This is a genomic window from Paenibacillus sp. FSL H3-0302 (genome assembly GCF_037982245.1).
GTDB lineage: Bacteria > Bacillota > Bacilli > Paenibacillales > Paenibacillaceae > Paenibacillus_AQ > Paenibacillus_AQ odorifer.
This window is the reverse complement of record NZ_CP150284.1, coordinates 5,787,652-5,812,000: the sequence shown is the minus strand read 5'-3', so window position 1 is coordinate 5,812,000 and position 24,349 is coordinate 5,787,652. Positions and strand designations below refer to the sequence as shown.

Sequence of the window (24,349 nt, the reverse complement as noted above, 5' to 3'; positions counted from 1 at the left end):
GTGGAACAATGGAGTCTATGGGCGATGTACTTCGTTCGATCAACAATCCAACTCTACGGCAGCGTCAACGCGATCTTGAACAGGGGTTATTCAATCATCCACTTGTGAAGGCATTACAGTCCGAACATCCTGAACTGGACGAATCACGACTGCGGCTTCATATGAGTCGCCTGTATCAATATGTAGAGGAAAGCCGAAACTGTGCGAACTGCCCAGGACTAGAGAAGTGTCCAAATGATTTTCCTGGCCATTATAGTAAACTAACGGTAGAAACTGTGAATGGTTCAGTGGATCTATATGAACGCAAGACGGCATGCCGGCTTAAAGTGGCACAAGATAATCAGGATAACATCCGCAAACGTATTCGTAGCTTTTATGTGGACGAGCGTGTACTTAACGGCGGTTATGATGAGATAGATATTATGGGCAAAGACCCGCGCCGGGTCTCGGCTGTGAATAAAATATTTGATTATATCACGAATGTTAAAGAGGAAGGCCTGACTTCACGCGGCATTTATTTACATGGCTCTTTCGGAACAGGCAAAACTTTTTTGATGTGTTATTTACTGCATGAGCTTGCTGTTACTGGATATACCGGAGTGATCGTATACATGCCGGACTTTATAGAGGACTTGAAATCGATCATGATGGATGGCCAGAAGATGAAGGAAACTGTTGATACGATGAAAAACTGCGATTTACTTATTTTTGATGACATTGGTGCGGAAAATTTGAATCCTTGGGCTCGTGATCATGTACTTGGGGCGATCTTGAATTATCGGATGAACCGCAAACCAACCTTCTACACCTCGAATTATCCGTTGGATGGCTTGGAGAAACATCTTAGCTTTACGAGCAAAGATGGTGAAGAGGTCTATAAAGGCCAACGACTAATGGATCGCATTGCTCCTTTTGTGGATGTTCTTCCACTGCATGGGGAGAATCAACGAGGGGCCAATAGATAAGCCTGGAATATTCATAATGTAAAATTCAAAAGAGCAGTGATTCCTCTTTTATTGGAGGATCGCTGCTCTTCGTTTTTTTTAGTTATTCGAACTCAAACGCCGCTTTTTCCCTGCTACGAAGCAGGATCGCCTTAAGTCCTGATTGTTTTTCACTTGTTCAAACACACTTTCGGGTTGCAGCATCTGGCGGGCATACTGAATCTGATCGATAATTAGGGAAGATCTCCCTAAAAATGAACTGATTCGTCAGCGAAAACAGATATTCTCCCGATAATCAGGGAGGTTTTCCCTCATTATTCTCAAAAAAAGAAGCCGCCCCATAAGTAGCATTCACTACTTTTGAGACAGCTTCTTTTTATTGTGCGATGATTCCTTTACTCCGAGAGAATAAACTTAAGGATGACCATTCCGAAAAAGACAACCGTCATAAACGTGGTCATTCCGAAAAATCCGGTCATTAAATCCCCAAGATCATTGCGGGGTTCTTCGTTGATATGTTCTCGTGGGTCCCGTACTTGCGCGTTAACATCCATAGTTTCTGCCTCCTTACAGGGACAAGCCCTGTATTATTAGATGCAAATTGACATTAGTTTATGAAATAAGTCATTGACAATTAATGCGCTTTCTTTAAGTATACCGAAATGCTGGGGAGGTTGTAAAGAAAAGAGTACGCAAAAAAAATACATTGAAGGCAATATAATTGCGAGTGATATTTCACATATCCCATAAAGATATGTTATACTTGTAATGTGTCGGTAAGTGGTAATTTGGTTATCATATTACATGAAACAATTTATTAACTCATATTACGGAGCAGCTTCCATGAACTAAGCTTTGGCTTAAGATGTGCGTAATGCTTCGCAAAACTTAAAGGAGGAACAATATCATGGCTATCGTGAACGTGTCTGACCAATCCTTCAGTAACGAAGTGGAAGGTCAAGGTACTGTAGTAGTAGACTTCTGGGCTCCTTGGTGTGGTCCTTGTAAAATGCTCGCTCCAATCTTGGATGAATTGTCCACAGAGCTGGGAGACGACGTGAAAATTGCAAAATTGAATGTGGATGAGAATCCGGAAACGGCTTCCCGTTTTGGTGTTATGAGTATCCCAACTCTGATCTTCTTCAAAGATGGTCAACCGGTAGATAAAGTTGTGGGACTGAACTCCAAAGAATCCCTGAAAAATATCGTAGCAAAACATCAATAATTGATAGATGCTACTGTTCGGGCCTCGGCCCTGCCACTCAGCGCCTTCGGTTCATTCCGGAGGCGTTTTGTGTGCTGAATGCCAACTAATCATGGGTCCAATTTAGCTGGAGGGGATCATTTTGGACAATATCCGCAATAAACTGGCACTACTACCCGATCTGCCTGGCTGCTATCTGATGAAGAATCAGGAAGGCACTATTATTTATGTGGGCAAAGCGAAGGTACTTAAGAATCGGGTACGCTCTTATTTTACAGGCAGTCATAATGGTAAAACGCAGCGGCTTGTCGCTAATATTGCTGATTTCGAATACATCGTTACGTCCAGTAACATGGAAGCGCTCATTCTAGAGTGTAATCTGATTAAGAAACATATGCCGCGTTATAATGTGCTTTTGAAAGACGACAAGACGTTTCCTTATATAAAAATAACGAATGAAACTCACCCGCGCCTTGAGGTTACACGCCGGGTGATTAAAGATAAAGCAAAATATTTTGGCCCTTATCCTAATGCTTATGCTGCTCAGCAGACTAAAAAGCTCCTAGATCGTATGTACCCGCTTCGTAAATGCGGCGTGATGCCAAAGGAGGTCTGTCTTTACTATCACATGGGCCAGTGTTTGGCACCGTGTGAGAAGGAGGTTCAGAAATCCGAGTATGAGCAGATTACGCAGGACATCGCTGCTTTTCTAGGCGGAGGTCATGAGGCGGTCAAAAAGGATTTACAGCAAAAAATGCAGGAAGCTGCTGAGGAATTATATTTTGAGCGGGCGAAGGAACTGCGGGATCAGATTATCCATATCGATGCATTGATGGAGAAGCAGAAGATCAACACTACAGATACTAAGGACCGGGACGTATTTGGTTATGCTGTAGACAAGGGATGGATGTGTGTACAGATTCTGTACATGAGACAAGGGAAGATGATTCAGCGCCATTCCTCCGTGTTCCCGTTCTATGGTGAAGCCTACAGTGACTTTATGTCTTATGTGACGCAGTATTATAGTGATAATCCCGCTTTGCCGCAGGAGATCCTGCTGCCGGATGTGCTCGATGAGGAGTCTCTGGCTAATAAAGAGACTAAACCCGAGATCGCCATAGCTGCTCCAGCAGAAGCGGATTTACAACAGGGTGAAGATACTCCTGAATCGGCTGAAGAGGCTGAGGCACGTGCGACGGCGGCGGAGGAAGCTGCGGCAGCAGGGATCGTGGATGCCGCTGGTGGTGCCTCCATTCTGCAGGAGTGGCTGGGCATTAAGGTGCTTGTGCCACAACGCGGTCTTAAGAAGCAGATGGTTGGCATGGCTTGCCAAAATGCAAGAGTGGCTATCGACGAGAAATTCCGGCTGATTGAACGGGATGAAGAGCGTACCTCTGGAGCAGCGATCAGCTTAGGCGAGAGCTTGGGGCTTGAACGCTTGAGCCGTATTGAGGCGTTCGATAACTCGAACATTCAGGGGACTAATCCGGTCTCAGCGATGGTTGTCTTCATTGATGGTAAGCCTGCACGAAAAGAGTACCGTAAATATAAGGTTCGTACGGTGGTGGGTGCGGATGATTATGGAACGATGCGCGAGGTCATTCGGCGGCGATATGAGCGGGTATTGAAGGAGAATCTTCCGATACCGGATCTTATCGTGGTCGATGGAGGGAAAGGGCAAATCTCCTCTGCTATTGATATTCTGGAGAATGAGCTGGGATTATTCATTCCGGTCTGCGGCCTTGTTAAGGATGATAAGCATAAGACGGCTCAGCTTTTGGTTGGAGATCCGCCAGAGCCTGTCGCGCTAGCCCGGGACAGTCAGGAATTTTACCTTTTGCAGCGGATTCAGGATGAGGTCCATAGGTTCGCGATCACCTTCCACCGTGAACAGCGCGGGAAGTCCATGGTTACCTCCAAGCTGGACTCTATACCTGGTATAGGTGAGAAGCGCCGTAAAGCGCTGCTAAAGCATTTCGGATCGCTTAAGAAAATTAAAGAAGCCTCCGTGGATGATTTCCGTACACTTTCTATTGGAGAAAAGCTGGCAAAACAAATTCTTGATGCGCTCAAGGATGAAGAGCCAACCTCATAGCAATGGTGACAAAAGAAAAAGGGTATCAAAGCAGCGACTAAAGCGGCTTTGATGCCCTTTTTTAATTTCATTACGTCTTCACATTAGTTTAAATCAAAGAAGAAGGCTCCACCGGCTTAGGCTTCTGTGGTGGATTAAATCGATAGACGATGTAAGCGACTATGAACGGCATAATAATCGCGAAGATACCCGCGCCTACATTTACGCTCTCCTTCATAAAGATCAGCGTAGCGCCCATCAGGATGCTGTCAAACACGACGTGGCTGAACATGACAGCAATAAACCCGTAACGAAGGAAAATATAGCTGAACAGCAGCCCGATTACAGTCAGCTCAATGGGACGGGAGCTGATGGGATAGATCGGATATAACGTATGGCCAAACGCCCAAACCAGCGTGGTGATCAAGCAAGCGATAAAAGTGTTCCGGAACACCTTTTTCAGCATAGGAATTCCGAAAAAGCGATAAATGGCTTCCTCAGATAAACCAGCGAGCCATGCGACGATAGGCAGAAGCCAAGCATATCTCATGTTATAAGGAGATTGGGTGGCGTCTGTAGTAGACCAATTGTGCAAGGTAAACGATAATATGATGAACATAACCGTCTGCACCCCTAGCAGAACGAAAGCCCAGATGTATCCAGCCCGGATACTGTCCAACACATATTGTCCATAGCCGGGCTCTTTGGCGCGGGGCCAAGGGTTCATGCCTTCCTCTTTTCGCCATAAGCCATTGCCGCCCACTAAAGAAAAGTAGAGCAAGGAGGACATCAGCAGGCTGTACAAAGCATAAATGATAAACATAATGACAGAGGTAATCTGTGCTTCTAGCCCTTCGCCCGTTGATTCAGGCAGCATATTATAGGTGCTGATCATCATGATTACAAAATAGGCTGAGCTTAGGAATACTCCACGTTTAAAGGAAGTATGCTCTCTTCTAAGAATACTGTAGACGAGTGCCAGAATTCCTAAAATCAGTGTGGGTATACCGTAACCGAATAATGTTAGCTTTTCCGCTAAAGAGGTCTGTCCTTGTACGTAGGAGGTATGCCAAGCCGGTGCAGTGAATCCGGCATTAAAGCTGGATACCTGCTCTCCACTGAAATCAAAATAATAGTGCAATAAGGATTCGCCGACCTGAACAGTACTATCCGTATACACTAGCCCATGGCTTCCTGTATTCGATTCAATTTGTAGCTTGGCAGGATTTACTTCCCATTCCTGAAGCCAAGGACGAGCAAGATTCTCCTTCTGCGCTAGAGTGAGGTCAGCTCCCTTGTCCTCTTTTGCACCAACGGAAGCGATGCCTGACCCCTCTTCGGAGGTAACTTTTGCAGCCTTTGAGAAAGCGACAATCTTACCGGTATACATATTGAGGTCAACGATGATTTGCGGCTCTTGCTCCGCTGAAGGAGTAAGCGTTGCCCGAAAGACATCAAAAGGATAGTTTTGATCCAATTTTTTCTTGGTGTAGTCCTCCACAAGCTTCTCGCGAGACATATAACCATAAAAGGAAGAGTCCGTCTGGTAAAGTACATTCCATTGATCGTTTGGTGCTTCGGTGTATTTGAGCTTTTGTTCTGCGAATAATATGGCTTGGTCACGGGCTTCTGCCTTGCTAATGACGGTGGTATCTTCACCTGTAGGGCTACTAAGCAGTGAAGGGGAAATCTGAAACATAATAAATAGAATAAGACCGATAATGCCCGAGATGATGAGCCTCTTGGAGAGGGCACGTTGCTGTAAGGGCTGGCCGACGGGATTCATGTAACGCCTCCTTGTTATGTACTGACAATGTTATGTTCCATTATAGTATTAGTGCCTGGTTGGTTACAAAAAACATTATATGTTCTTTTTATGGGTAATAGAGATAGTATAGAATAGTCATGTGAATTTATACCATGAATTTTATCGTGTTCATTTCTGCACGAATGATGAGAATCGGTGTAATTGCAGGGAAAACACGGAAAAGTGATGAGAAAAGGCACTCCTTTTGATGCAGTCTCTTTAAACCGCATTTTTTCATGTGAATGAGCATTAATTGTGTCTTTGTGAATTCACTAAATAACGTATATAATTTGTATGCAATTGTATAGTAGCCGAATTTCTGGTGAAAACGGGGGAACCATAAGAAGTGATGAAAAGTGGAGTGTACACGATAAATGGCACTTTCATCAGGGGTGAATTTCGTTCTGGGAACGAATAGGGCAGCCTGCACAGTCCGAATCCGACAGCTAACCTCGTAGGCTAATTTACTGCAGGAACCAAGTCAGCATTGGTTTTCCAGTGCTTTTTTTGTTGGAATTTTTGATAAGAAGGTGAGCAAAGTGGCTTCACAGTTTCGCAGGATTTCTGAATTTAAGTTTCTGAAGCTCTCGCCGCCGCAGATACTGGTGCTTGGTTTTGCATCGATCATTCTGATAGGGGCCTTGCTGCTTATGCTGCCCATCTCAAGCACAAGCGGGAATTCCGTGGAATTTATTGATGCATTATTTACTTCAACGTCGGCAACCTGTGTTACAGGGCTTGTTGTGCTGGATACCGGAACTTCGTTCACCATTTTTGGGAAAACCGTAATTATGATTCTGATCCAGATCGGCGGCTTAGGTTTTATGACCATGGCCACTCTATTTTCACTGGTGTTAAAGCGTAAAATATCTTTGCGGGACAGGCTAATCCTACAGGAAGCCATGAATCAAGGCTCTATGGAAGGAATTGTGCGACTGATCCGGAGAGTCCTCATATATTCTCTTGTCATAGAAGGCTGTGCCGCTGTGCTGCTGTCTATTCGCTGGGCTTTTGATATGCCGTTGGGAAAAGCGATTTATTATGGCATATTTCATGCGGTGTCTATGTTTAATAATGCGGGGTTCGATATTTTTGGGGATTTTCGCAGTTTAACTGATTATGTATATGATCCGCTTGTGAATATTATTGTGATGTTTCTGATTGTCTCCGGCGGGATTGGTTTTATTGTAATGTCAGATCTGGTGGAGTTTCGGGTAACCCGCAGGCTGTCTCTACATAGTAAAGTTGTCTTGTCCACCAGCACAGGGCTGATTCTGATCGGAGCTTTGGTTATTTTTATATTTGAGTTTACTAACACTCGTACCCTGGGTTCACTGAATTTCGGCGGTAAAATATTATCGGCCTTCTTTCAATCCGTGTCTCCCCGTACGGCTGGCGCGAACACAGTAGATATTGCTGGACTTCGGCAGGCTACACAATTTTTTATAGTGATTCTTATGTTTATTGGTGCTTCTCCGGGCTCAACGGGCGGGGGGATTAAGACAACAACCTTTACGATGATGATTGGTGCTGTAATTGCTATGCTGCGTGGACGGGAAGATGTTGTGTTGTTCCGTTATCGGCTGGCTCAAGAGCGCATCTACAAGGCATTAACGATCACGCTGCTGGCTTTGTTGTTAATCGCCTCTGTGTCGATGATACTCTCTACAACTGAAGACAGTAATTTCTTGGCAATCTTGTTTGAGACGACCTCCGCCTTTGCTACGGTAGGACTGACTATGGGGCTAACTCCGGAACTGTCAGCGATCGGTAAGATTCTACTCTGTCTGACGATGTTTGCAGGTCGGCTAGGTCCACTAACCTTAGCGTATGCACTCGGTCCCAAACAGGGTAAACCACTGTATAAGTATCCGGAAGGTAAAATAATTATTGGATAGGAGTTAATTAGAAATGAAAGCACAGCAATTTGTAGTAATCGGCTTAGGTCGCTTCGGTTCAAGCCTGGCGCTTGAGCTGATGGAAATGGGCTACGAGGTGCTCGGCATTGACCACCATGAAGAACGCGTGGAGGAAATGAGCGATCAGCTGACGCATACGGTAGTAGCAGATGCTACAGATGAGGGAATTATGCGCTCGCTTGGTGTACGGAACTTTGATTGTGGGATTGTTGCGATTGGTGACAATATGGAGAGAAGCATTCTGGCGGCCATTTTGTTGAAGGAGATTGGAGTCAAGCAAGTGGTGGCTAAGGCAATCTCTATCCTTCATGGCCGCGCACTGTCGCGGCTGGGGGTTGATCGGGTTATTTTTCCGGAGCGGGATATGGGGATTCGTGTGGCACATCAGCTGGTGACGCCCAATTTGCTGGATTATATTGAACTGTCCAAGGATTATAAAATTGTCGAGCTGACCGTACCGTCCTGCATGAACGGCAGAAGCTTGTCTGATTTAAATACAAGAGCTAAATATGGCTGCAGTATTGTTGCCCTAAATAGGGAAAGCGGAATAATCGTCGCTCCAACTGCCCATGATTATTTGAGTGAAGGCGATGTTATGGTACTCATTGGTCCTAATGAAAGTATTGACCGTTTTGAGAGTGAAGTTGTGAACCAAGAATCATAGGAAAAGAAGCTGACTCAAAAGTAGTGAATTCTACTTGGGGGCAGCTTCTTTTTTATGGAGTAAAGAGTAGGAAACGTATTGGATTTTAATATGCCATATGACTATGGACCATGCGTAGTGTTCTATAATGTTGGTTTGGTCGGTGCGCGACTTGCTAGGTGTGGTTATCGTACGGCTTGCAATTAGATGATTTGTGGTATCTGTGACGGTGAAATATGTGTGGCGAAAAGCGATATGTGTTCTTTGTTTGTGCGATGTACAGAGTGGGTTTTAAACTAGTTGGGGAAAAACTCCCTGAAAATAGCCACTATTCGCTCTAAATGAACGACATTAGGGAATTCCTCCCTAATAAACAGAGGGATTCCTTTATTAGTTACTGAATCGGCCGAAAATTAGGGAAGTTTTCCCTAATTTTAAGTCTGCTGAACAGAAATCTCTGAACTTCAGGGAGAAATCCCCTAATTACGCTATAAGTACTTCACTTATTGCCTCATTTGGAGATCACTAGGTGCGCCCCTTGATTCATTTGGTCCGGCTTTACTGCTCACGTTCTGTCAGAAACATCTCTTCGGTAACTTGCACCAGACTGCGAGCCGCCGTGCTCATGCTTCCATCGTCACGGTAGATCAGGCAGGTGGTCCGTTGAGTCTGCTCCAGCTCCTTGATATGTAAGGACACCAGCCCGCCGCCGTTCAGCAGCTCTGGACGCAGATAAGACTTTGGCAGCAACGCAGCCGCTTTGACAGTCGGAAGCAGCCGTACGATGGCTTCGAAGGAGTCAATCTCCATGCGCACATCGGGATCAATCCCGCAGCGCTGGAATAGATCGTCCGTCAGACGCCGGTACCAGGTCCCCTTTGAGAAGAGAATCATAGGCAGCCGGGATAGATTATCCATGGTTAGCTTGGAAGATAAATTTAAAGGATGCTGCTCTGAGACGACTAGTCGCAGTTGATCCTCAAATAGAGAAATGCAGCGCAACCCAGGTTCTTGAATAGAGGAAGCGATCAGACCTACATCTGATTTTCCCTCACTAACTGAGGATACGATCTCATGCGTTCGGCCTGTGATCAGCTTCAGCTCTGCGGTCGGATATTTGTCCATATAAGCGTTTACCAGCGGCGGAAGCGTGGTCTGCAGGGAGGTAAGACTAGCCCCCAAGGTGACAAGCCTTGGCTCCCCCTCTTTGAATTTGGAAAGAGCCTCCAGAAACTTCGAACGCTGCTGCCGTTGTTCAAGCGCATAGGAATAAGTGAGACGCCCAACCTCGGTTAACTCCAGTCGTTTGCCATAACGATTAAACAGTGCGACCCCCAGACGTTCCTCGAGTTTAGAAATTTTGCGAGACAAGGCGGGCTGGGATAGATTGAGCTGGCGTGAGGCCCGGTTTAAGCTGGAATGTTCCACAACTGCTGCAAAAACATCTAAATCGTCAAACATAATTGAGTTCCTCTCCTAATGCGATGTACGATCAGTAGTGATGAAATTCATAGCCGTAAGAGTAACTGTTCTTATTACATAAGGAAAATCAGGTTATGTCGGAAAATGTTGTTTTGCTAAATGAGAATTATTATCATATAAAATCTATTCTTATGCGTTTATTGTATAACGTTTAATAATTAGATTGCAATTCCCTTATAAGCGAAAAAAGAGTAACATGAAAAGTGACACAAGATATTCACATTTTGTGAAAAATAAAACTAAGTCCGGTAAACTCTAGGATAACGGTAAATTAAGGAATTATTGTCATTGGATTGTCAACGTTATCCTGTGTCAAATGTAGTTCCGGCGGTGAATACCCATTAATGAAAACGCTGTTTTAATCGGAAAGGGGTTACTTTGTATGAAAGGATTTTATTCCAGAAAGATTCATTCCTTGCTAGGCGTTATCCCACTTGGAGCCTTCTTCATTGAGCACATGATGACGAATTTTGCGGCTGTAGAGGGTGGCGCTTCCGGTTTCACTGACAGCGTGTTATGGCTGAACAGCCTGCCGCTCGTCTTCTTCCTGGAATTGTTCGGTATATGGCTTCCTCTGCTGTACCATGGGGTATACGGACTTTATATTGCGTATCAATCCAAGCCGAACTTGAACCGTTTCAACATTGAAAGAAACTGGCGTTATACCCTGCAACGGATTACAGGTATTGTTACCTTCATCTTTATCGTCTGGCACTTGTTCCAAACACGGGTTCAGGTGGCGGTGGGTAATGTGGAGCACGAAGAATTAGGCGGTCTGATGCATGATATCGTGACTCAGCCACTTCTGCTGACACTGTATATTATCGGTATCGTTGCTGCATGCTTCCACTTCTCGAACGGTCTCTGGTCTTTCTTGATCAGCTGGGGAATTACCGTTGGTCCACGTGCACAGCGGGTATCTTCTTACCTCTGTCTTGGCATATTTGTATTAGTAACTTTCATGTTCCTGATTTCGCTGGTTACTTTCCGTGACAGTGAATTTCAAACTGCAGCAACCATTGCCCAGTCCATAAAGACCTTCATTTAATTTAAGAATCCTTTCTGATATTTTCGATAAAAGGAGTGAACTATCATGGCAACATCCGATATCATTATCGTGGGCGGCGGCCTGGCCGGCCTGATGGCTACCATCAAGGCAGCGGAAGCCGGTGCGCATGTCCATTTATTCTCATTAGTTCCTGTAAAAAGATCACACTCCGTATGTGCGCAAGGCGGCATCAATGGCGCTGTAAATACCAAAGGTGAGGGCGACTCCCCTTGGGAGCATTTTGACGACACCGTCTATGGCGGTGACTTTTTGGCGAATCAGCCGCCGGTTAAGGCGATGTGTGAAGCTGCGCCAGGTATTATTCACCTTATGGACCGGATGGGCGTTATGTTCAACCGCACACCGGAAGGTCTGCTCGACTTCCGTCGTTTCGGCGGAACGAAGCGGCACCGTACAGCTTTTGCCGGCGCGACTACAGGCCAACAGCTGCTGTACGCGTTGGATGAGCAGGTGCGCCGCTGGGAAGCTGAAGGTCTCGTAACTAAACGCGAGAACTGGGAGTTCCTTTCAGCTATCATCGACGACGAAGGTGTATGCCGAGGCATCAGTGCCCAGAATCTTAAGACGATGGAGATTGAGACTTTTCCTGCGGATGCTGTTATTTTGGCAAGTGGCGGGCCGGGTATTATTTTTGGCAAAACAACGAACTCCGTTATTAATACAGGGACAGCCGCAAGTGCGGTGTATCAACAGGGCGTACATTATGCCAACGGAGAATTTATCCAGATTCACCCAACGGCTATTCCGGGAGATGACAAGCTCCGCCTGATGTCGGAATCGGCACGTGGCGAGGGCGGCCGTATCTGGACTTATAAAGACGGGAAGCCGTGGTATTTCCTAGAAGAAAAATATCCGTCCTACGGTAACTTGGTGCCGCGCGATATTGCTACACGTGAAATTTTTAATGTGTGTGTGGATCAAGGGCTGGGCATTAATGGCGAGAACATGGTGTATTTGGACCTCTCTCACAAGGATCCAAAAGAGCTGGACGTGAAGCTTGGCGGGATTATTGAAATTTACGAAAAATTCATGGGGGATGATCCCCGTAAAATACCAATGAAGATCTTCCCGGCTGTGCACTATTCTATGGGCGGCATGTGGGTTGATTACAATCAAATGACGAACGTTCCTGGTCTTTTTGCAGCCGGAGAATGTGAATATCAATATCACGGAGCGAACCGTCTAGGCGCCAACTCTCTGGTATCTGCTATTTACGGCGGTATGGTCGCAGGACCAAAGGCTGTTGAATACATTAAAGGCCTGAAGAAATCATCGCAGGATATCTCTTCTTCCGTATTCGATAGCTTCCACAAAAAGCAAACGGACAAATATGAGTCTCTATTGGCAATGTCAGGGACAGAGAATGCTTATGTGATCCACAAGGAACTGGGCGAATGGATGACCGCTAATATGACCGTGGTGCGGCACAATCCGAAGCTGGAAGCGACCATTGGCAAAATCAAAGAGCTTAAGGAGCGTTATCGCAAGATCAATATGAATGATGCATCGCGCTGGAATAACCAAGGTGTGGCCTTCACTCGCCAGCTCTGGAATATGCTGGAGCTGTCCGAAGCGATGACACTTGGAGCGCTTATGCGGAATGAGAGCCGTGGTGCACATTACAAACCGGAATTCCCGAATCGTAATGATGAGGAGTTCTTGAAGACCACAAAAGCAGCCTGGACTGCAGAGGGTCCACAAATCTCCTACGACGAAGTGGATGTCTCGCTGATTCCTCCACGGGTACGCGATTATTCGAAGGATTAATGCTTTCCAGTAACAGAATAGCTTGCGAGGCAAGCTTCATGAAATAAAATCAGGCAATTTTAGGAGGGAACCATTATGGCGGAAACAGCTGCAGCTCCCAAAAACGTAAAGTTTATCATCACCCGCCAGGACGATCCACAAAGTTCATCGTATGTCGAGGAATTTGAACTTCCTTATCGTCCAGGTATGAATGTGATCAGTGCTTTGATGGAAATTCAGCGTAACCCTGTGAATGCCAAAGGTGACAGCACAGTTCCCGTATGCTGGGATTCCAACTGTTTAGAAGAAGTGTGCGGAGCTTGCTCCATGGTGATTAATGGCAAACCCCGCCAAGCCTGCGCTGCACTTATAGACAATCTGGAGCAGCCTGTACGAATTGAGCCTATGAAGACATTTCCGGTGGTGCGTGACTTAGTCATTGACCGTACCCGGATGTTCAATGCACTAAAAAGGGTGAAAGCATGGATTCCGATTGACGGTACGTACGATCTTGGACCGGGACCGCGGATGCCGGAGAAAAAACGGCAGTGGGCCTATGAATTATCCAAATGTATGACCTGTGGCGTATGTTTGGAGGCTTGCCCGAATGTCAACGAAAAGACGGATTTCATCGGACCGGCAGCCATTTCTCAAGTACGTCTGTTCAATGCTCATCCTACAGGTGAAATGAACGCTGACGAAAGATTGGACGCTCTGATGGAGGATGGCGGGATCGATGGCTGTGGTAACTCACAGAACTGTGTACGCGCTTGTCCAAAGGGAATACCTCTTACGACATCCATTGCAGAAATTAACAAGCAAACAACGAAGCATATGTTCAAACGTTGGTTAGGTGTGTAATTAATAGTACCGCCAAATGTTTATCTATTGAGCTATCCTCAAAGTGGATTCCATTCGCTGGGGGGTAGCTTTTTTTATGTTGTTATGACTCTCTTATCTGCTTGTGGCGGGAAAGTCTTGCAGGGCTGGAGCAGGTTCAGAACATTGACCAATTTATGCTATAATATCCATTGTTAACGTAATGTTAGCTGTGGAACAAGGAGGAATAATCGTGATTTGTCGGGAGCAAGATGGAGCAATTGTAATGGTTAAGCAGCATGATCACGGGAAACTTGCCGGAGAGCTGGCCATTGGGTTCAAAGAGCAGCATGTGCCAACTGAAGGACGCCGGGAAGAGGTACTGTGGGCAGTAGCACAGCATGATAGGGGCTGGATTGATCTGGATGAGACCCCTTTCTGGAATGATGCGGAGCAAGCACCCTACACCTTTATTGATTTTCCTGTAGTGCCTAAGTTGACCTTTTATAAGCGTGGATTAGATGAGATCGAGGAACACACACCGTACGGAGCGTTGCTGTGCAGCTTGCATTTTGAGCGGCTTATTAAGATTGCGGGACTCGATTATCCAGAGCTTACTTTATATCAAGAACATGAAGAGGAACGCAGAGCACGTATCCATCGGGAGCTTGAAGCTTCCAAGCCTATTGGGGAAGATGAGCTGTATTATGATGCCCGCCTTTTAGAATTCTGCGATGATCTGTCCTTGTATTTGGCCTTAAATGAGCCGGGGTGTCCGAAATCAGAGGAGCATCCATGGTGGCGTGAAGGGTTCTCAGGTACTGAAGATTTCAGTTTTACGTCAGGTCGTGTTATCACAGCGGAGTGGCAGGATAAGTCAACGTTAATGCTTGAACCGTTTCCTTTTGAAAAAACGCTGGAAGTAGCATTTATGCTGAGACGAGTTCAAAAATCAGAAATCGCAAAAAAAGGGATTGCACGCGCTTACAGCGAAACTCCGGAAGAAGAATGCCGGATTGTTCTAACTGCCCGAAATAATATATAAGTTATTATTTGGACCATCTGTTTTTCGGGGAAAAGGTAAAGAAAGGAGAATCTCCCTATGAAGATACAATCGTCTGGGGCTTCTCCCAATAAGAATGGCGATAAGATCCACAAGGACACCTCTAAGGGGCGTTCTGGTGGCGAGTCTACAATTACCCGCCGGCAGTTCCTGACTCGGAGTGCGGCTGCTGTAATCGGCGCAGGATTGCTTACAAGCGGATATGCATGGCAGGGGGAGCCGAACTGGATTGAGGTCACTAAGCTGGACTTGCGCTTTAAGGGGCTTCCTTCCGCTTTTTCAGGGATGAAGCTTGTTCATTTCAGTGATACGCATCTCGGATTTAATAAGGATGCCAGGGATCTGGCCCGGCTCGCTAAACATATAAGCAAAGCTGAACCGGATCTTATTTGCTTCACGGGTGACATTGTGGACAGCGATCCTGAGGATCTTGTTGAAGCCGTACCGGTGCTGGCAGCGTTAAGTGCGCCATTGGGTAAATTTGCGATATTAGGCAATCATGATTACAAGAATACCCAGCTGGTTACCGAGCTGCTGGAGTCTGCGGGCTTCCGGGTGCTAAGGAATAAATCCTACCTTCTAAAAAGAGGCGGGGCAGTCATGGCGGTTACGGGTCTGGATGATCTGTTACACGGTAAACCCGACCCAGCGAAAGCAATTGCTGGTGTTCCTGAAGGAACCTTTAACGTTCTTTTGATGCATGAGCCGGATTATGCGGATACCGCACAGGCCTATTCATTTGATCTACAGCTTTCCGGGCACAGTCATGGCGGACAAATTCGCCTGCCCTTTATAGGTGCGCCATTTACACCTTATGGATCACTTAAATACATAAATGGATTGTATTATACAGAAGACAAAGCCATGCCTGTGTATGTGAATAGAGGGTTTGGAGAGACATACATGCCTTTTCGGTTATTGTGTAGGCCAGAATTAACGGTTCTGACGCTGCATCGGTCCATGAGCTGATTAGGCTGGAATTTTAGCTGCACGGAAGGGGAGAGAAGATGAGCACCTATGGAGCAGTGTTGTTAGAGACACAACATGGTTTAGCGGTAGATCTGAGGCTGATCATGCCTGAGGATGTTTTAGCTTTGCGGCAGCTGCTCTCCCATCCAGATGTGCAGCGCCATATTCTAGTACGCTCCGGCCCTGGATCAGTATCTGCCCAGGTGGAGAAGCTGGTAAACCGGATGTTATTTGCCTTCGATCCTTGTGCGCTGCATGCCGGGATCTATTTAAAGGGGCAGCAGCGGTTAATCGGTATAGTGGCTTTGCAGAATTGGAACCGCCGTGAGGGCACAGCTACCTTAGGATATATGCTGGACCCGGCATGGTGGGGATGCGGGCTGGCGACGGAGGCCGTGGGTTTGTTTTTGAACTATAGTGTTCATACCCTTGGGATAACAAGGATCGAAGGACGCTGCACAGGAGATAATATTAGATCGGAACGTGTGATGCTCAAGAACGGTATGAAGCTGGAGCGGGTGATGCCCAAAGTCGGCTCCTTGGACGATGTAATGAAAGTATTCACATTGTTACACAAATGAAATAATGCCGTTATCAAACTCTAACAGTGTGCGGTTAAACTAAGTACATGACCCCCTTTTAAAAATATACTGCTTTGGGACCCGATGATTCGGGTCCATTTTTTTGTTTGAAAAGAGTAGCGTAAGTGATTGGCAGTACCGAATCCGATCGTTTATGATTAACATACTATGGAGTGGAATGACCAAGGAGGCGTAACATTTTGAATGAAGTGGTACAAACATTAAAAAATCATCGTTCTTTCCGGCAATATTCAAACCAGCCTGTGGAGCCAGAGAAGCTACAAACAATGATTGAATCGGCTCAAGCCGCACCGTCATGGGTTCATGGACAGCAGGTATCGATAATCGCCATCAAAGATCCTGCGCGTAAGCAGCAGCTTTCAGTTTTGTGCGGAAATCAGAAACATGTAGCGGCAGCACCGGTTTTTTTGGTGTTTTGCATGGATTTTTATAGAGCTAAAGTAGCTAGTGAGCTGGAAGGCAAGTCTTTTGAAGCCGTAAAAGATGTGGATGCACTTTTGGTTGGAGCTACAGATGTGGGAATCTCATTGTCTAACGCGATTGCAGCGGCGGAATCCATGGGACTGGGCATCATTCCTATTGGAGGTGTACGCCGCAACACAGCGGGTGTGATTGAACTGCTGAAGCTGCCGGAGTACGTATTCCCTGTCGTCGGTCTCTGCGTGGGATACCCAGCGGAGGAGGTTTCTCAGAAGCCGCGGCTGCCGCTGGAAGCTATATTTCATGAGGAGCAATACAATCCGGATGTACAAGGCCTCCTGGAGGCATATAATCAAACCCACCGTGAATACTTGCAGCAGCAGGGGATGACGGAGAGAGATTGGACCAGTACGATTGCTCATTTTTATGAGATCAACCCGGAATATGGAGATGCGAAACGTACGCTGAAACAACAAGGTTTTAGCTGTGATAATCTGTAAATAAACAAAAAAATGCACCAAGCTGAGATTGGTTTAACGGAGGGTGAACCCTGCCCCTAAACCAATAACGCTTGGTGCATTATTTAATTTCTCGCTTTAACGCTTACCGTCCTTATAGGGACGTTGAAGTCGTTTAGGCTTGATTACAGAGAAACTTTGACTTTTTGGCGCTGCTTGTAATAAACCCAGTGTGTAAAGCCTATTGCTTTGAGCTGTGCAGCTACCGCATCCCGATCCTCGGCGACCCGGGAAGGCTTATGTGCATCCGAACCAAAACTAACCTCTACGCCAAAATGTAGTGCCCGCTCCAGAATATCTTCAGAGGGATACCAGCCGCCGACCAGCTTAGTTCCGCCTGAGGTATTGATTTCGATGGCCACGTCACATTCACTAATTACACGCAGACAATCGTCAATCGGCTGAGGTGCAGGAATTTCGGAAAAAGCAGGATAATTCCCCTTCATCGCATCAATATGCCCGAGTATTTGGAACATACCACTGCGTGCGGAATCAGCAATCAACCGGTAATATTCAGACTTCACGCGGATCTTCTCATTTTTGCTAAGGTTTTTCCAGCGCCCTTTGTTAAAAATGCTGACTCCACCAACACTATGTACCGATCCAATCACATAATCAAAAGGGTAGGCGGATAATGTCTTGCGGTATATCTCAGCATGTTCGGGGAAGTAATCTGATTCGATGCCTAACAGGACGTCGATAACGCCTTCGTACTCTTTTTTGAGGGAGAGAACATCATCTACATAATTAGCAAATTCGGATTTAGCCATTGCGATTTTGGGAAAAGCCTGATCGGATGGATCTCCGAAATAGGGAGTATGATCGGAAATACCTATAACGCTCAATCCAGCGGCAATCCCAGCTTCGATATAATCTCTAATCGTTCCGTCAGCATGGCCACAGCGGAAATGATGGGTGTGTAAATCAAATTTCATCAAGAACATCTCCTTTAAACAAGGTTATGCAATCAGCTCAGAAGTAATCGGTTCCACTTTGTGGGTGGGATTTATTCAGACCCGATAAATTGGGTTTCTGGCATGCCTTTAAGATCGCTTAGGAACTGCCTCATAGCAGAGTTTACGTATTTTCCTGATTTCGTGATCACACCAACAGGATGCGTGACCTCCAACTCAATAATTGGCACAATTTTGAGAGTGCCGGCTCGAACCTCAGCGGTAACTGACTGCTTGGAAATAATGGCGGCGCCCAAATCGAGCTCGACCATCCGTTTCACTTCCTCGCTGCTGGTCAGCTCCATAATGACCTGAGGTTGAATGCCATGTTTGTTCAGAACCTCATCCGCAAATTTACGGCCCACTGTGTCTGGTGAGAGCAGAATCAGCGGGGTTTTGCTTAAGGCTTCTATCCCAGCGGTCTTCACTTGAGCGAGAGGGTGTCTGGGAGAGACCACCAGTTCGAAGGTATCATAATACAAAATGGAAGTAGACATGCCCGGGCTACGTCCAATTAAATAACCGATGCCGACATCAACTATGCCGTTTTCGACATGCTGATAAATTTGTGATGAGGACATAGAGGAAATTGATGTTTTGATATGGGGGAACTGGTCTTTAAAATAAGATAGAATACGCGGTAAAATTTGAATAGCGATTGAGGTAGTTGTGCCTAAAACTATATGACCTTGGGGATTTTCATCAAGATCTGCAAGCCGTTCCTTAAGTTCCTCGACAATCCTCACTATTTGTTCCGCATGCTCCAGAAAGACAGTCCCTCTATCCGTTAATGTAACAGGCTGGTTTCGGTCAACCAGCTGAGTCTTGAACTCTTCTTCAAGGCTCTTAATCTGTGCTGAAACCGCTGGTTGGGTCAGATTAAGCAGTTCTCCGGCCTTGCGAAAGCTCATCGTTTTGGAAATTGTTATTAGTGTCTCCAGCTGGCTGATGTTCATGGAATACCTCCTTTGGACCATCGAATTGGATGTGTAATTGCGTTAATATCTTACGTTCCACGTTGGCATTTGTTTAAATTATAGGAGATAATACCCGGCAGAGCAATGTTGCTGCGTAAACTATCTTGGGTTTGAATTCGACATATGCATTAATTTTTGCTGAATTGTGCCGATATATAAAGTATAATATATCCATATTGCTTGGGACTTTTGGTATATGACCAAAGCACGATAAAGGGGGAGACTAGACATTCATGAAAGCAGAAGTAATTAATCCGTTTCTAGAGTCTGCACGGACTGTTATAGAACAAGTAATTCAGGTCTCGCCTTCTACGGGGAGTTTAGGCATTAAAGAAATTGAACTGATCGATAATCATATATGGATTCAAGTAGGGATGACAGGCCAACTGAGCGGAAATATTATATTTGGTATCGCGGAGCAGGTAGCCTTGCGAATGGTATCGATTATGATGGGTGGCTTTGTGATCACCGAGATGGATGAGATGGGTCAAAGTGCGATTTCAGAGCTGAGCAATATGATCAGTGGGAATGCCAGTACCATTCTATATAATCAAGGTGTTTCGGTGGATATAAGTCCTCCTCAGATTATGAAGATGGAAAGCATGTCTTTTATGCCTCGTAAAGCGCTTAGTATTCCGTTGTTGATGGATGGGGTTGGAGAGATGGATATTCAGGTGATGATCTCTTAGGCAAGAGTTAGGAGCTGAAATACTATTCATGGTACTCAAAGATAAGGTTGTTGTGATTACAGGAGCGTCCAGCGGCATTGGTGCATTAACGGCACAGATGCTTAGTAAAAAGGGGGCAATCCCTGTCCTGGTAGCACGTTCCGAAGCGAAGCTGAAAGAAACAGCGGCCGGTATCCCGGGCGTTTTTGGACTGTACACCTGTGACGTAACAGATGCTGAGGGTGTTCAGAAGACCTTCGCACAAATTTTGGAGGCATATGGCAGAATTGATATTTTGCTAAATAACGCAGGGTACGGCAAATTTGCTGCTTTTACAGAGATGGAGCCTCATGAATTTGACGATATGATGGATGTTAACTACATGGGGATTGTCCGGTGCACGAAGGCTGTTGTTCCACATATGCTGGAGCGGGGAAGCGGCCAGATTGTAAATGTGGCTTCCATGGCAGGGAAGATAGGCACAGCCAAGTCCGTAGCCTATACGGCTACCAAACATGCTGTACTCGGATTCACAAATGCGCTCCGTCAGGAGCTGCGGAAGAGTGGAATTATCGTCTCGGCTGTGAACCCGGGGCCGATCGCCACCGATTTTTTCAAAACGGCTGACCCCTCTGGCAATTATGAGAAGAGTGTAGCCCGGATGATGATGACCCCAGAGCACGTATCTTCTAAGATCGTTAAGGTTATGGAGACCGGCAAAGAAGAGCTCGATCTTCCGGGTCTGGCAGGGTTTGGCATACGGCTTTACGGGCTGTTTCCTCGCCTGGCGGACAAGCTTACTTATAATGCGATGAACAGAAAATAGACCCTGTTGTCAGCTTTATTGGCCTTCCATTTGGTGGAGAGGCCTTTTTGGCATATAATGAAGATATTATCTCAAGCGAAAAGGATGAATTACACTTATGAATAAAGCTTCTTTTGCGGCTATCGGCATTCAGGAAGACCTCATTGCCCGGTTGTCGGAATTCGGCATTAACGCTCCATCCCCGGTACAAGAGCAGACAATACCGCTTCTACTAGAGGGAAGAGATGTTATTGCAGCTTCCCAGACTGGAACGGGTAAGACGCTGGCCTATCTATTGCCGCTGCTTCAAACGATTAATCCGGAGCAGAAGGTGGTCCAAAAGCTGGTGCTCGCCCCTACACAGGAGCTGGCGATGCAAATCTTACGCGAGGCGGAACGTTATGGTGAACAGCGCGGAATCCGAGTTATGGGTCTTATTGGCGGGGCCGCAATCAAACGCCAGATTGACAAGCTGCGTGAGCATCCACAGCTAGTTGTGGGAACACCTGGGCGGATCCGCGAGCTGATTGGACTTCGTAAATTGAAGATGCATGAAGTCAGTACTATTGTTCTGGATGAGGCGGACCAAATGTTCCAGCTTAGCGGAGCTGGCGAAGTTACAAAGATTGTCAGCAGTGCGCTGCGTTCACGCCAGCTTGTTATGCTGTCGGCAACGATCGGACCAGAGACGAAAGCGCTGGCTAATCGTGAAATGAAGAATCCGGCAGAGGTTGGGATTGCTCCAGGTGTAATGACTGCTGAAAGCTTGGAGCATCATTATGTTGTTGCTGAAGAGCGTAACAAAATGGACATGCTGCGCCGGGTGATTCGCCATTACAATCCCGATAAAGCGATTGTGTTCGTGAATGCTACAGATGATATTGCCGAGGTTGAGGCTAAGCTGAATCATCTTGGGCTTACTGCGGCAGCACTTTACGGAGATGCCGATAAGGTAACGCGCAGCAATGTATTAAAAGGTTTCCGGGAAGGCAAATTTCGTGTGCTTGTTGCCAGTGACGTAGCTGCCAGAGGACTGGATATTGAGAATCTTTCTTTGGTAGTTAGCTACGATCCGGCTTTTGATTCTGAACATTATGTACACCGTGCAGGCCGTACCGGACGGATGGGACGCCGCGGCTTATCTGTAACGATTGTTACAGAGCAACAGACCTTTATCATGCGGAAATTCGCCCGCGAATTGGATATTGCGCTTGAGGAGCGGGAGATGGTCGGTGGTAAGGTGCTTGCAGCAGATGAAGCACGCAGCGCTTTGCACAATGGACGGGGACGGAGTAATGAAGGCAGTGGGCAACGCCGTGATGGATCCGCTCCACGCAGCGGCAAGCCGCCTGTTAGCACATCTGGAGCCTCCAATGTTCAGTCGCCATCCGTTGGAGCAGGTACACCGCCTGCCAAAAGAATGGCTACGATTAACACAAGTGAAACAACAAGCGGAGAACAACAGCGCGATCCACAGCGCAGTGCGAATCCTTCTGCGGGAGCACGCGGAGATGCAACTCCTGCACGGAGTAAACGCAGCAGCAATGCGGAACGTGAGAAGAACCGTAAAAATAAAGGAGCTCCAAAGTGGTTGAAAGACAAAACTCCGAGAGGTGACGGTCAATGAATAATGCTCCCGTATTGCAAATTACGGGTCTCAGTGGTGGGTACAGCCTGAATAAGCCAGTGCTGCATGATATTGCACTTCAGGTGCAGCCTGGCGAAATGGTTGGATTGATTGGTTTAAACGGAGCAGGAAAAAGTACGACGATGAAGCATATTCTAGGATTGATGTCGCCCCATAAGGGCGATATCACCGTACAGGGCAAGACGCGTGCTGAAGATCCCGTTGGATACAATAATGCGTTGTCTTTTGTACCGGAATCGCCGCTACTGTATGACGAAATGACGGTTCGTGAGCATGTTGAATTTACTGCCAGAGCTTATGGGGTAGATCAAAAGGATTATGAATCCCGCACCTCGCATCTTGCCAAGCTGTTCCATATGGAGGATAAGATGGACACCCTGTCGACCCATCTATCCAAAGGGATGAAACAGAAGGTTATGATCATGTGCGCTTTCGTTGCACGACCTGCTTTATATGTCATCGACGAGCCCTTTTTAGGATTGGATCCGCTAGGGATCCGCTCCTTGCTTGATTTCATGATGGATCTGAAGAACTCTGGATCGTCGATTCTGTTAAGCTCTCATATTCTTTCCACAATAGAGAATTATTGCGACCGTTTTATTGTATTGCATAAAGGTAAGGTGATTGCACAGGGCACGCTGGCGGAAATAGCGGCAACTGCCGGGCATCAGGGGCTGACTTTGGAGCAGCTGTTCTACGAGCTGGTTCAGGGAGGGAAATAATATGGATTTGAAAGAGCTGCGGCGCACGCGGCGCGGTAGATTCATGGGAAGTATGCTTCCTTATGTGGGATATATCATTCAAAGCGGCGTAGCCATGGTCTTCCTGTTCGTGTTGATTGTCTTCTCTGCTTGGTATACATCGCTGCTACAAAATGTACCTGAAGGCATTCCCATTCGCTGGATTATGTTAGCATTACTGTTGCCTGCGACAGTGCATAGCGGCTTCCGAACCTATTTGCAGACCCCGGATACGATCTTTCTGCTGCCTCAGGGTCACCGCATGAAGGAATATTTTGCACCATCCTGGGTCAGTGGAAACGTGTGGAAGATCATTCGCTTGTTATTTGTACTGATCACCCTTTGGCCGTTGTACATACGTACAGATGATTCTCCCAAGCGACTTTTATTTACAGTGTTGATCCTGATTGCTGTGAAGCTGATCGCGAGTTATGGATTATGGAAAGAGATAGCTATGCTGTCACGTCCGATGGCAGGTGTGTATGCTTTCTTGCGCTGGGCAGTTGGAGGTTTGATTATTGCCGCTTGGTTGTGGCAGCCTGCCGGCCCGAGCCTGATATTTATGGTGTTATTGGCAGCAGCCTATCTTGCTGCACTGTCTGTGCCCGGACGTCACGCTGTGCCATGGGAAAGACTGATCGCCATGGAAAACAATCAAGGTGCACGTGCGCTGATGGTTCTGGGCTGGTTCGTGGATGTGCCGGGCCGTGAGCAACGGGTGTATTCCCGCCGTTATCTTTCCAAATGGGGCGCTAAGCTGCCTTGGCGCAAGGATACTGCTTATCGGTATCTGCTGACCAAAAGCTTTGCCCGGGGCGATATCTTTGGAATCATTATGCGGATATCGGTGCTGGCTCTGCTGCTGAATTGGTGGAACCGTGATAGTTACTTTGGCACCGGAATTTATTTGTTCTTCCTGTTTATCATTGGTGTTCAATTGTCGGCACTCCGCAAATTGCATAGCGAGTCTTTTTGGCTGACAGTGTATCCTTTTCCTGAAGGCAGTAAGGCGGACAACACAACACAATTTGTATTCCGTGCGCATCTGGTTGTGGCATTGGTTCTTGGATTACCTTTCTTAGCTTCCATAGGTGACCGTCTGATGCCAGTGATCTTTACCTTAGCGGCAGGTATTGTGGTAGTCTTTCTGTTTAAAGGATACTTGTCCCGCAAAGCGGCACGATTGGATGACGATGATTTGTAAAGCAATTTCATAGTCACAATAAAAAGGCTGTCTCACAGTAGAGAAATTCTACGAATGAGAGAGCCTTTTTTTGCT

22 protein-coding genes and 1 riboswitch are annotated in these 24,349 nt (G+C 46.5%); of the genes, 17 read left to right on the top strand and 5 right to left on the bottom strand.

Going from position 1 to position 24,349, the window contains the following annotated elements:
• Positions 1-8: 8 nt before the first annotated feature.
• Complete coding sequence (dnaI, locus tag MHH50_RS25820; RefSeq protein ID WP_076304903.1) at positions 9-965, top strand: primosomal protein DnaI; 957 nt, start codon at positions 9-11, stop codon at positions 963-965.
• A gap of 374 nt (positions 966-1,339) precedes the next feature.
• Here dnaI and MHH50_RS25815 read toward each other — a convergent pair whose 3' ends face one another.
• Positions 1,340-1,498, bottom strand: coding sequence for a YqzM family protein (locus tag MHH50_RS25815; protein ID WP_094902239.1), 159 nt, complete (start codon positions 1,496-1,498; stop codon positions 1,340-1,342).
• Between the two features lie 353 nt (positions 1,499-1,851).
• On the opposite strand from MHH50_RS25815, the gene trxA reads away from it, so the two are divergent.
• Both trxA and uvrC read left to right on the top strand, forming a co-directional pair.
• Positions 1,852-2,169: a thioredoxin gene (gene trxA / locus MHH50_RS25810; RefSeq protein ID WP_036679814.1), complete on the top strand. Its 318-nt coding sequence runs from the start codon at positions 1,852-1,854 to the stop codon at positions 2,167-2,169.
• A gap of 121 nt (positions 2,170-2,290) precedes the next feature.
• Complete coding sequence (gene uvrC / locus MHH50_RS25805) at positions 2,291-4,243, top strand: excinuclease ABC subunit UvrC (protein WP_282580007.1); 1,953 nt, start codon at positions 2,291-2,293, stop codon at positions 4,241-4,243.
• Positions 4,244-4,331: 88 nt separating this feature from the next.
• Here the strand turns inward: uvrC and MHH50_RS25800 are convergent, their stop codons facing one another.
• The gene (locus tag MHH50_RS25800) at positions 4,332-6,008 is read right to left on the bottom strand and encodes a CPBP family intramembrane glutamic endopeptidase (RefSeq protein ID WP_340033633.1); all 1,677 of its coding nucleotides are present in this window, start codon (positions 6,006-6,008) and stop codon (positions 4,332-4,334) included.
• Positions 6,009-6,328: 320 nt separating this feature from the next.
• A riboswitch (cyclic di-AMP (ydaO/yuaA leader) is annotated at positions 6,329-6,504 on the top strand.
• Positions 6,505-6,568: 64 nt separating this feature from the next.
• Here MHH50_RS25800 and MHH50_RS25795 point away from each other — a divergent pair.
• Positions 6,569-7,927 carry a TrkH family potassium uptake protein gene (locus MHH50_RS25795; protein WP_249267754.1) on the top strand — a complete coding sequence of 453 codons (1,359 nt, stop codon included), beginning with the start codon at positions 6,569-6,571 and terminating at the stop codon, positions 7,925-7,927.
• A 13-nt stretch (positions 7,928-7,940) separates the two neighbouring features.
• Positions 7,941-8,612, top strand: coding sequence for a TrkA family potassium uptake protein (locus MHH50_RS25790; protein ID WP_036679808.1), 672 nt, complete (start codon positions 7,941-7,943; stop codon positions 8,610-8,612).
• A 537-nt stretch (positions 8,613-9,149) separates the two neighbouring features.
• Here MHH50_RS25790 and MHH50_RS25785 read toward each other — a convergent pair.
• Entirely contained in the window at positions 9,150-10,052 is a 903-nt protein-coding gene (locus tag MHH50_RS25785; RefSeq protein ID WP_036679806.1) for a LysR family transcriptional regulator, read from the bottom strand.
• Between the two features lie 403 nt (positions 10,053-10,455).
• Between MHH50_RS25785 and MHH50_RS25780 the strand changes: the two genes are divergently transcribed.
• From MHH50_RS25780 to MHH50_RS25750, 7 genes are all read left to right on the top strand, one after another.
• On the top strand, positions 10,456-11,121 hold the full coding sequence (locus tag MHH50_RS25780; RefSeq protein WP_036679804.1) for a succinate dehydrogenase cytochrome b558 subunit: 666 nt from the start codon (positions 10,456-10,458) through the stop codon (positions 11,119-11,121).
• Positions 11,122-11,166: 45 nt separating this feature from the next.
• On the top strand, positions 11,167-12,909 hold the full coding sequence (gene sdhA / locus MHH50_RS25775; protein ID WP_076127961.1) for a succinate dehydrogenase flavoprotein subunit: 1,743 nt from the start codon (positions 11,167-11,169) through the stop codon (positions 12,907-12,909).
• 75 nt (positions 12,910-12,984) lie between these two features.
• Entirely contained in the window at positions 12,985-13,749 is a 765-nt protein-coding gene (gene sdhB / locus MHH50_RS25770; protein ID WP_036679800.1) for a succinate dehydrogenase iron-sulfur subunit, read from the top strand.
• A gap of 211 nt (positions 13,750-13,960) precedes the next feature.
• The gene (locus MHH50_RS25765; protein ID WP_076218137.1) at positions 13,961-14,752 is read left to right on the top strand and encodes a DUF3891 family protein; all 792 of its coding nucleotides are present in this window, start codon (positions 13,961-13,963) and stop codon (positions 14,750-14,752) included.
• Positions 14,753-14,809: 57 nt separating this feature from the next.
• Positions 14,810-15,739: a metallophosphoesterase gene (locus tag MHH50_RS25760; RefSeq protein ID WP_340033632.1), complete on the top strand. Its 930-nt coding sequence runs from the start codon at positions 14,810-14,812 to the stop codon at positions 15,737-15,739.
• 38 nt (positions 15,740-15,777) lie between these two features.
• Positions 15,778-16,320 (top strand): GNAT family N-acetyltransferase, encoded by a 543-nt coding sequence (locus tag MHH50_RS25755; RefSeq protein WP_076184756.1) that lies wholly within the window; start codon positions 15,778-15,780, stop codon positions 16,318-16,320.
• A 209-nt stretch (positions 16,321-16,529) separates the two neighbouring features.
• Complete coding sequence (locus tag MHH50_RS25750) at positions 16,530-17,261, top strand: NADPH-dependent oxidoreductase (protein ID WP_254847707.1); 732 nt, start codon at positions 16,530-16,532, stop codon at positions 17,259-17,261.
• Positions 17,262-17,404: 143 nt separating this feature from the next.
• Here the strand turns inward: MHH50_RS25750 and MHH50_RS25745 are convergent, their stop codons facing one another.
• Together MHH50_RS25745 and MHH50_RS25740 are read right to left on the bottom strand one after the other, a co-directional pair.
• A complete protein-coding gene (locus tag MHH50_RS25745; protein WP_340033631.1) occupies positions 17,405-18,214 on the bottom strand; it encodes a histidinol-phosphatase in 810 nt (269 codons plus the stop codon).
• Between the two features lie 71 nt (positions 18,215-18,285).
• On the bottom strand, positions 18,286-19,188 hold the full coding sequence (locus MHH50_RS25740) for a LysR family transcriptional regulator (protein ID WP_038573173.1): 903 nt from the start codon (positions 19,186-19,188) through the stop codon (positions 18,286-18,288).
• 254 nt (positions 19,189-19,442) lie between these two features.
• Here MHH50_RS25740 and MHH50_RS25735 point away from each other — a divergent pair, with 254 nt between their 5' ends.
• From MHH50_RS25735 to MHH50_RS25715, 5 genes are all read left to right on the top strand, one after another.
• Positions 19,443-19,898 (top strand): chemotaxis protein CheX, encoded by a 456-nt coding sequence (locus MHH50_RS25735; protein ID WP_036679793.1) that lies wholly within the window; start codon positions 19,443-19,445, stop codon positions 19,896-19,898.
• 28 nt (positions 19,899-19,926) lie between these two features.
• Positions 19,927-20,703, top strand: a complete 777-nt coding sequence (locus MHH50_RS25730) for an SDR family oxidoreductase (RefSeq protein ID WP_076127922.1) — start codon at positions 19,927-19,929, stop codon at positions 20,701-20,703.
• 97 nt (positions 20,704-20,800) lie between these two features.
• The gene (locus MHH50_RS25725) at positions 20,801-22,309 is read left to right on the top strand and encodes a DEAD/DEAH box helicase (protein ID WP_339244835.1); all 1,509 of its coding nucleotides are present in this window, start codon (positions 20,801-20,803) and stop codon (positions 22,307-22,309) included.
• Positions 22,306-23,052 carry an ABC transporter ATP-binding protein gene (locus MHH50_RS25720; protein ID WP_036679788.1) on the top strand — a complete coding sequence of 249 codons (747 nt, stop codon included), beginning with the start codon at positions 22,306-22,308 and terminating at the stop codon, positions 23,050-23,052. Before MHH50_RS25725 ends, MHH50_RS25720 begins: the two co-directional genes overlap by 4 nt.
• Before the next feature lies 1 nt (position 23,053).
• Positions 23,054-24,274: an ABC transporter permease gene (locus MHH50_RS25715; protein ID WP_076141980.1), complete on the top strand. Its 1,221-nt coding sequence runs from the start codon at positions 23,054-23,056 to the stop codon at positions 24,272-24,274.
• The last annotated feature ends 75 nt before the right edge of the window (positions 24,275-24,349 follow it).